Origin of the sequence: Streptomyces actuosus (assembly GCF_016921115.1) — a bacterium.
In the GTDB taxonomy this organism is placed as follows: domain Bacteria; phylum Actinomycetota; class Actinomycetes; order Streptomycetales; family Streptomycetaceae; genus Streptomyces; species Streptomyces actuosus_A.
Genome location: NZ_JAFFZS010000076.1, coordinates 1 through 8367 on the forward strand (window position 1 = coordinate 1; position 8367 = coordinate 8367).

Annotated in this window: 9 protein-coding genes; 4 read left to right on the forward strand and 5 right to left on the reverse strand. The window is 70.9% G+C overall.

Annotation, left to right across the window (positions count from 1 at the left end; genetic code table 11):
• Nucleotides 1-123 precede the first annotated feature (123 nt).
• Nucleotides 124-1020 carry an NYN domain-containing protein gene (locus tag JS756_RS35350; RefSeq protein WP_205387368.1) on the reverse strand — a complete coding sequence of 299 codons (897 nt, stop codon included), beginning with the start codon at nt 1018-1020 and terminating at the stop codon, nt 124-126.
• A gap of 183 nt (nt 1021-1203) precedes the next feature.
• On the opposite strand from JS756_RS35350, the gene JS756_RS35355 reads away from it, so the two are divergent.
• A complete protein-coding gene (locus JS756_RS35355; RefSeq protein ID WP_205387369.1) occupies nt 1204-1356 on the forward strand; it encodes a DUF8834 family protein in 153 nt (50 codons plus the stop codon).
• A gap of 198 nt (nt 1357-1554) precedes the next feature.
• On the opposite strand, the gene JS756_RS35360 is transcribed toward JS756_RS35355, so the two are convergent.
• From JS756_RS35360 to JS756_RS35370, 3 genes are all read right to left on the reverse strand, one after another.
• Nucleotides 1555-2160, reverse strand: coding sequence for a MarC family protein (locus JS756_RS35360; protein WP_205387370.1), 606 nt, complete (start codon nt 2158-2160; stop codon nt 1555-1557).
• A 52-nt stretch (nt 2161-2212) separates the two neighbouring features.
• On the reverse strand, nt 2213-3070 hold the full coding sequence (locus JS756_RS35365) for a PHP domain-containing protein (protein WP_205387371.1): 858 nt from the start codon (nt 3068-3070) through the stop codon (nt 2213-2215).
• A 401-nt stretch (nt 3071-3471) separates the two neighbouring features.
• On the reverse strand, nt 3472-4113 hold the full coding sequence (locus tag JS756_RS35370) for a DUF6758 family protein (protein WP_205387372.1): 642 nt from the start codon (nt 4111-4113) through the stop codon (nt 3472-3474).
• A 118-nt stretch (nt 4114-4231) separates the two neighbouring features.
• Between JS756_RS35370 and JS756_RS35375 the strand changes: the two genes are divergently transcribed.
• Complete coding sequence (locus tag JS756_RS35375) at nt 4232-5455, forward strand: MFS transporter (protein ID WP_205387373.1); 1224 nt, start codon at nt 4232-4234, stop codon at nt 5453-5455.
• Nucleotides 5456-5518: 63 nt separating this feature from the next.
• Here the strand turns inward: JS756_RS35375 and JS756_RS35380 are convergent, their stop codons facing one another.
• On the reverse strand, nt 5519-6115 hold the full coding sequence (locus JS756_RS35380; protein WP_205387374.1) for a suppressor of fused domain protein: 597 nt from the start codon (nt 6113-6115) through the stop codon (nt 5519-5521).
• 445 nt (nt 6116-6560) lie between these two features.
• Here JS756_RS35380 and JS756_RS35385 point away from each other — a divergent pair, with 445 nt between their 5' ends.
• Both JS756_RS35385 and JS756_RS35390 read left to right on the forward strand, forming a co-directional pair.
• On the forward strand, nt 6561-7694 hold the full coding sequence (locus JS756_RS35385; protein ID WP_205387375.1) for a magnesium and cobalt transport protein CorA: 1134 nt from the start codon (nt 6561-6563) through the stop codon (nt 7692-7694).
• Between the two features lie 35 nt (nt 7695-7729).
• Nucleotides 7730-8245 carry a hypothetical protein gene (locus tag JS756_RS35390; RefSeq protein ID WP_205387376.1) on the forward strand — a complete coding sequence of 172 codons (516 nt, stop codon included), beginning with the start codon at nt 7730-7732 and terminating at the stop codon, nt 8243-8245.
• The last annotated feature ends 122 nt before the right edge of the window (nt 8246-8367 follow it).

The following is an 8367-nucleotide window of genomic DNA, read 5'->3' on the forward strand; positions in this document are numbered from 1 at the left end:
GCGCCGGCCTGAGCCTCTACCACGTCGTCCGCGAGCTGCAGACACTCCTCGCGACCTGGACCGGCGCCTGCCCCACCTGCCACCGCGACATACCCACCCACACACCAACCTGACCAAGCACTACTAGAACTGGGTCTGCAGGTGCTCCCAGAAGCCGTCCCGGAGTGCCCGCCGCAGGTCGGCCTGGCCGCGCAGCGAGTACTGCAGCAGGCCTTCCGCCTCCACGAGCAGGTCCTGGTCGACCGAGCCGGGCAGATAGGGATGGCCGGGCAGCAGCTCGGCCAGCGTCTCGCGGCCCCGCGCGGCCAGCCACTTCGCGGCGATCTGGGCGCCGACGAAGCGGACGTCCTCGCGGGTCGGCCGGGCGGAGGTGGAGCTCTCGTAGCTGGCCGCCGTGCGCCGGGACACGTACGGCTTGAAGAACTCGAGGTCGAAGGTGCGCTCGCTGTCGACCTCCCACAGCAGCGGTTCCGCCTGGTTGCGGCCCTCCGGCGCCTCGATGCCCCACAGGTGGACCCGGGCGCCGTACCCCTGCGCCGCCTCCACCGCAGACACCAGGTCCTCGTCGCCGCCGAGGAGGGCGGCGTCGCTGATGGCGCGGTGCCGGGCGAGGGACTCCAGGTCGCTGCGGATCAGCGAGTCGACGCCCTTCTGCTGGTTGTTGGCGTTGAGGTTGCCCAGGCGGACCTTGACGTCCGGCAGTTCCGCGATGGACTGCTGCTCGGCGGTGTGGATGCGGCGCCGGGCGCCGTCGTACCAGTAGACGCGGAGCAGCCGGCTGTCCGCGAAGATCGTGCGCGCCCGGTCGATGAGGGCCTCGATCAGGCCCTCGGCGTCGAGGTCGAAGGCGCGGCGGTCCTCGGTGCCGGCCACCAGCCGGCCCGCGGCGGCGTAGAGATATCCCGCGTCGACGAAGATCGCATGGGTGGAGGGTGTCTTGGCCACCTCGGCGAGCATGCGCTGGAGCAGCTCGTTCGTGCGGTCGATACGGGCCGCCAGGGCCGCGAGGTCGTCGTTCATCGGCTCCATTGTCCCGGTGGTCACGCTACGAACACAACCGGTCCCGTTCAGTCCCGGAACTTCCCCACTCGATCCTCTTACTGGCTAGTAATTAGTCGTTCGAAAAATTTCTTTAGCGTAGGGAATGTTCGTAACACGGGCCGTGTTGACTCCTACGGAACGCGAGAGGAAGGGGAAGCCACCATGCGCTTCGAAATCATGCGACTCGACGACGTCGACGGTACACCCGTGGACAGCACCGTCGTGGACGCCGCCTCCGTCAACCGGATCGTGCAGCAGGCCGCCTCGATCGGTCAGCGCCTGTGGATCCGCCCGGCCGAGAACGCGGCCTCGTAACAGCGCGACACCAGCACACCGAGGCGCGGCAGGGACGACCGGGGCGACGGAACGCACCGGAACCGGGACACCACCGGAGAGCAGGACCGCGGCCGGGAGCTTCAGGAGCCCCGTACGGCATCGACGCCGTACGGGGCTCTCCCGCTTGTGCGCGCCGCCCGGTGTGCGGCGCCCGCGTCCACCGCACACCCCGGGGCCTCAGGCGCCGTGGATCACCTGGGTGATGCCGTTGATGATCTGCTGCACCGCGATCGCGGAGAGCATCATGCCCGCGAGCCGCGTCACCAGCACCACGCCGCCGTCCTTGATGACCCGGATGATCAGCAGCGAGTAGCGCATCACGAGCCACAGCACGACGTGGATGGCGAGGATCGCGGCCCACACCGAGACCTGCATGGCCACGCCGTCGGCCTTCTGCACGGCGAGGATGACGGACACGATCGCACCGGGACCGGCGAGCAGCGGCATGCCCAGCGGGACGAGGGCGACGTTCACGTCCTTGGTCTGCTTCGGCTCGTCGGTCTTGCCGGTGAGCAGGTCGAGGGCGATGAGCAGGAGCAGCAGTCCGCCCGCGATCATCAGCGCGGGCACGGAGACGTGCAGGTAGTCGAGGATCTGGTGGCCGAGCAGGCCGAACACCGTGATCACCCCACCGGCCACACAGACGGCCTGGAGCGCCATCCGCTTCTGCACGCGGGCCGGACGGCCCCCGGTGAGCGCGATGAAGATCGGGGTGATCCCAGGGGGATCCATGATGACGAACAGGGTCAAAAAGAGCGAGCCGAAGACGGCGACGTCGAACATGAGGGCCTTGCCGGTGAAGTGGAGAGGGTGAGCGGACGGGGGGAGAACGGACTCAGGCCCCGCCGGCCCCCGGCACGGGGAACGCCCCGGTCGCCCGCCGGGTGATCTCCCCGTAGATCTCGGGGTCGGTCGTGTACTCGCCGAGCACGCAACTCTTGCGGCTGCCGTGGTAGTCGGACGAGCCGGTCACCAGCAGCCCCAGGTCCTCGGCGAGTCCCCGCAGCCGGGCCCGGGCCGGCTCGTCGTGGTCCATGTGGTCGACCTCGACGCCGTCCAGGCCGGCAGCGGCCAACTCGGCGATCACGGACTCCGGGACCGTGCGCCCGCGCTTGCTCGCGGCGGGGTGCGCGAAGACGGCGACGCCGCCCGCACCCTTGATCAGCCTGATCGCCTCGAAGGGGTCGGTCTCGTGCTTCTCCACATGGGCACGCCCGCCGTCGGCGAGCCACGCCGGGGTGAAGGCGTCGCTCACGGTCGGCACGACGCCGAGCTCGACGAGGGCGGTGGCGATGTGCGGCCGCCCCACGGACCCGTCGCCGGCGATCCGGGCGACCTGCTCCCAGGTGACGGGCACACCCAGTCCGTTCAGCTTGGCGATCATCCCGCGGGCCCGCGGCACCCGGTCGTCCCGGACGAGCTCGCGCTCGGCGAGCAGGTCGGGCTCGGCGGGGTCGAAGAGATAGGCCAGCATGTGCATGCTGACGCCGTCGACCCGGCAGGACAGCTCCGCACCGGTGACCAGGGTGAGCCCCTGGGGCAGAGCGGCGAGGGCCTCCGCGTGTCCGCGCGTGGTGTCGTGGTCGGTCAGCGCGACGACGTCCAGACCGGCCGCTGCGGCGCGGCGGACCAGTTCGGCCGGGGTGTCCGTACCGTCGGACGCAGTGGAGTGGGTGTGCAGATCGATGCGCACGACGCTGACTCCAGGCGAGGACGGAGGGACGGGGACACCCAAGGATAACCGGATTTGCCAGCCCGATTGTCACACCCGCACCGCCCAGCGCCCCTTACATGCGTGGTCCCGGGCAACTCACCCGGGACCACGGGGCATTCCTCCTGGGCCGCAGGAGCCCCGCCCCCGGCCACCGGGACTCCCCCACCCCTCCCGGCCGGACCCCCGGGACCTCAGGGTGTCGCGACCGCGGGGACCCGGAGAGGGGACCCGGAGAAGCGAGAACCCCCGGGAACGCGGGGCCCGGGACGCCGGGCGCGCGCGACCCCCTGCGCGGTACGGAACATCCGGGGCCACCGCCATGACGACGGCGACGGCCACAGCTCCGGCCACGACTCCCGCTCCGGCCACGACTCCAACAGCTACGGCTTGAGCAGGCGCGGCGACAGCGCACCGCACGGCACGAGCTCCACCTCCGCCCCTGCGTCCCGCAGATCGGTCAGGACCAGCTCGTCGTACATCAGCATCCCCGACTGCTCCGGCCAGACCACCGCCCACAGCCACATACCGAGGGCCTCGCCCGCGAAGACGGCGCGGTCGTCGGGCGTCTTGGAGACGAGCCAGAGCGGGGTCGGACGGCCGGCCGCCAGGACCTTGGCCTGGGGCGGCTTCTCGACGTCCAGGTACGGCCCCGGGTCGGGACCGTCGATGCCGGCGTACCGCGCACCGAGGCCGACGCCGAGTTCCTCGGCGACGAGGATCAGCTCGCCGACGCCACCGAGCGGGCCGGGTCCGCTGCACGCGACGGCCGTGGCACGACCTCCACTGCGGTCGTCACCCGCGTACGCCACGCCGGTGAACAGCCAGCCGACCGGCAGCGGCCAGGGCATCCACACCGGGACCTGCGTGCGGTGCACGACCACACTGAGGGCCTCGACGCTGGGCGGGATCACGGGCTGCAGCGGATACACGGTGCCGTGCACGTCGCACTGCCAGGAATCGGCGAAGAGGCCGGGAGCCCTGACCCGGCCACCACACTTCGGGCAACTGGGTTCGCCCCTCATAGGGCCCCACGGTCCTACCCCTGCCGCGTCCCGTCAAGGACGATCACCCGTCCGGCTGGAACCCCATTGCATGTATTCTACACCCATTAGAGTTGCTAACTTACTGGAGGGAGAAGACATGGACCCGTTCGACGCGGGTGCCGGCGGCATCCTGCGACAGCCCAAGGCGGTCTGGGCCACCGCCGGCGCGTCGGTCGTCGCCTTCACGGGGATCGGGCTGGTCGACCCGATCCTGCCGTCCATCGCCCGGGGTCTGGAGGCGACGCCCAGTCAGGTCTCTCTGCTGTTCACCTCGTACTTCCTGATCACCGCGGTCGCCATGCTGCTCACCGGCTTCGTCTCCAGCCGCATCGGCGGCCGGAGGACCCTGCTGGCCGGTCTGGCGCTCGTGGTGGTCTTCGCCGGCCTGGCCGGCACCTCGGGCTCGGTCGGTGAGCTGGTCGGTTTCCGGGCCGGCTGGGGCCTGGGCAACGCCCTGTTCGTGTCGACCGCCCTGGCGGTCGTCGTCGGCGCGGCGGCGGGCGGCAGCGCCGCGGCGATCCTGCTCTACGAGTCCGCCCTCGGCCTCGGCATGGCCTGCGGCCCGCTGATCGGCGCCTCCCTGGGCGACGCCAGCTGGCGCTACCCGTTCTTCGGCACCGCCCTCCTCATGGCCGTCGGCTTCGCGTGCATCACGGCGTTCCTGAAGGAGCAGCCGAAACCGGCCCGCAGGACCTCGCTGCTGGACCCGATCAAGGCGCTGAGCCACGGCGGGCTCGCCTCCGCCGCGGCGTCCGCGTTCTTCTACAACTACACGTTCTTCACGGTGCTGGCCTTCACGCCGTTCGTGCTGAACATGACGCCGTACAGGTCGGGCGCGGTCTTCTTCGCCTGGGGTGTGCTGCTCGCGGTCTTCTCGGTGATCGCGGCCCCTCGCCTGCAGGCGCGGTTCGGCTCACTGAAGGTGCTCGGCGGTTCGCTGCTCCTGCTCGCGGCCGACGTGCTCGCCCTCGGCTACGGCGACCGCGGCACCGCGATCGTCTGCACCGTCCTGTCCGGCGCGTTCATCGGCGTCAACAACACCGTCTACACCGAGCTGGCCCTCGGCGTCTCCGACGCCCCGCGCCCGGTGGCGAGCGCGGGCTACAACTTCGTGCGCTGGTTCGCGGCGGCCGCCGCGCCGTACCTGGCGCCGAAGATCGAGCAGTGGAGCGACCTCCACGTCCCGTTCGCGGTCGCGGCGGCCACCGCGGTGGCGGGCGCGCTCGTGGTTCTCGTACGGCGCGACGCGCTCACGCACGACGCCGGGGTGCTACGGCCGCAGCACGCCACCGAGGACGCGGTCACGGTGTTCTCCACCTGAGCCGCGCACCCGACCGCGGTCGAAACCAACTTCCGCTTCCCCTTGGCCGGTTGGTGATGTTCCTCACTCCAGCGGGACGGATCTCCGGGCCGGGTCCCGGAGATCCGTCCCGCTCGCCAGCCACCGCTCGTGCAACGCCTGGGCGCCGTGGACGCGTTTCCACGCGGCCTCGTTCGGAGTCATCGGCAGCAGCGGGAGGAAGCGCACCGGATCCATCGGGTCGTCGAGTTCCAGGTCCTCCACGAGGCCGCCCGGCTCGGCCACGAGCACCGAGGTGAACGGGGCGCCCGGCCACAGCGGCCCTCCCACGTCCAGCGACGCGCCCGGCAGCACCACCAGGCCCTCGACCTGCGGAGACGCGGCCAGCACGGCGAGCGGGCGCAGCACCTTGTCGGTGTCGGCACCCCCTGGGCGGACCGTCAGCAGCAGCTCGGCGCGGGGCCCCTCCACAGGATCGGCGACCATGGCCGTGGGGTCCGTCATGGGCTGCGCGGACATGCCGAGTGTGGCGTAGCGGACGACGGCACCCTCCTCGGATTCGCCCCGGAACCGGAGCACCTCGATACGGTCGGCGCCGAGGAAGGTGACCGCGGCACGCGCGTCCGGTTCACCCAGCGCGGTGCGCAACCGAGCCTCGACCAGCGGAAGAACATCAGCCATGCGGCGAGCATAGAACTCGTCAGTACGGGGCAAAGCCGCGCCTTGACACTGCGGTCGGCTGATACTCTTGGCCGGTCGGGGCAGCACGCAGCAGCGTCGCGGTCCGGCCCCGACGCCGATGGGACTCCCTTACGAGGGACCGGCCGGAGGAGGTGGGGCTGTCATGGATCGAAGTCGACCGTGCAGTACCACTCGCTCTTCCGCCCGTTGACGCAGTTGCTCCGGCTCCAGCCCTGGCTTCCCGCCTTTCGCGCTCGCCCGCTCCGGAAGAGCACTTCGTTTCGTTTTGCCTGATCTCAGTCAGTAGCGAAGCTCGCCACCGCGACGGTGCGGTGCTCCCCGCTTTGTGGACGTGCCAAACATCCGACGTGAGGACGTCCTCATTCCGGGCAGTTCCAGCCGTCGTGGCGGACTTTCTTTGCTCTCGCCGCGAAGGAGCCCTGCCATGTCGATGATCCGCGACCTGCGGTCCGCGGTCCGCCCCGCCCGTCCCTCCCTGCGCAAGCACCAGGGCGGCCGCGGCTACGACACCGTCTACGAGCCCGCCCGCGGCCCGGCGGCGGCGTCGGCCGTGGTCGACTGCGCCATCTACCGGGACGGCGCCCGCCTGGCCACCGACCAGCCGCTCACCCCGCACGAGGCGATGCGCCGGGTGCGGCGCGACGGCGGCTTCGTCTGGATCGGCCTGCACGAGCCCACCGAGGCGGAGTTCGCCGGTATCGCCGGTGAGTTCGGGCTGCACCCGCTGGCCGTGGAGGACGCCGTGCAGGCGCACCAGCGGCCGAAGCTGGAGCGGTACGACGACTCCCTGTTCACCGTCTTCAAGACCGTCCACTACGTCGAGCACGACGAACTGACCGCCAACAGCGAGGTCCTGGAGACCGGCGAGGTCATGTGCTTCACCGGGCGGGATTTCTTCATCACCGTCCGGCACGGCGGCCAGGGCTCCCTGCGCGCCCTGCGCCACCGCCTCCAGGACGACCCGGAACTGCTGGCGAAGGGCCCCTCGGCAGTGCTGCACGCCATCGCCGACCACGTCGTCGACGGCTACATCGCGGTCGCCGACGCGCTCCAGGACGACATCGACGCCGTCGAGACCGACGTGTTCTCGCCCGGCCGCAAGGGCACCCCGCGCGGCACCGACGCCGGCCGGATCTACCAGCTCAAGCGGGAGATCCTGGAGTTCAAGCGGGCCGCTTCGCCGCTGCTGCGGCCCATGCAGCTGCTCAGCGAGCGGCCGATGCGGCTGATCGACCCCGACATCCAGAAGTACTTCCGGGACGTCGCCGACCACGTCGCCCGGGTCCAGGAGCAGGTCGTCGGCTTCGACGAACTGCTCAACTCGATCCTCCAGGCCAACCTCGCACAGGCGTCCGTCGCGCAGAACGAGGACATGCGGAAGATCACGTCCTGGGCCGCCATCATCGCCGTGCCGACGATGGTGTGCGGGGTGTACGGCATGAACTTCGACCACATGCCCGAGACGCACTGGAGGTACGGCTACCCGGTGATCCTGTCGGTAACGGTGGCTCTCTGCCTCGGCATCCACCGCACCCTCAAGCGCAACGGCTGGCTGTAGTACTCGGTCCGCGCACCCCTGGTTAGGCTGGTCGCATGACAAGCGAGCTGCTCGATGAGGCCCTCGTCGAGGAGGCCACGAAGAAGTCCGGGCTGATCTGGGTCCGGGGGACCGGCACCGCGACCGCCCGTGCCGTGTGGCACGCCTGGCACGAGGGCGCGGCCTGTCTGGTCGGCGACGGTCCCGGCGAGCAGCCGCTGCCCGGCCTGGCCGACGGCGGCCGCGCCGAGGTCACCGTCCGCAGCAAGGACAAGGGCGGCCGACTGGTCTCCTTCACCGCGCAGGTCGTCGAACTGGCACCCGGGTCCGCGGCGTGGCAGGCGGCCGTCGCCGAGCTGAAGGGCAAGCGGCTCAACGCGCCCGACGGCGAGGCGATGCCGGAGCGCTGGGCACGCGAGTGCCGGGTGCTGCGGCTGGAGCCGAGCGGCGCGGTGCTGCCGCTGCCCGACGAGTCCCTGGCCCAGGCCCCCGTGCCGTCGCCGGCGACCACCCGCAGGCCGGTCCCCGCCGCGCTGCCGCGGCTGCTGTTCAAGAAGCGCTCCCGCGCCTAGTAGTGCTTGGTCAGGTTGGTTGTGGCGGTGCGTGTCCTGTGGGCCCGGCGTGGCGTTGAGTCTGCGTGACTCCGGACGAGATTGCTGTGGTGCGTGGTGAGTTGGAGACCTTCGCGGCGGAG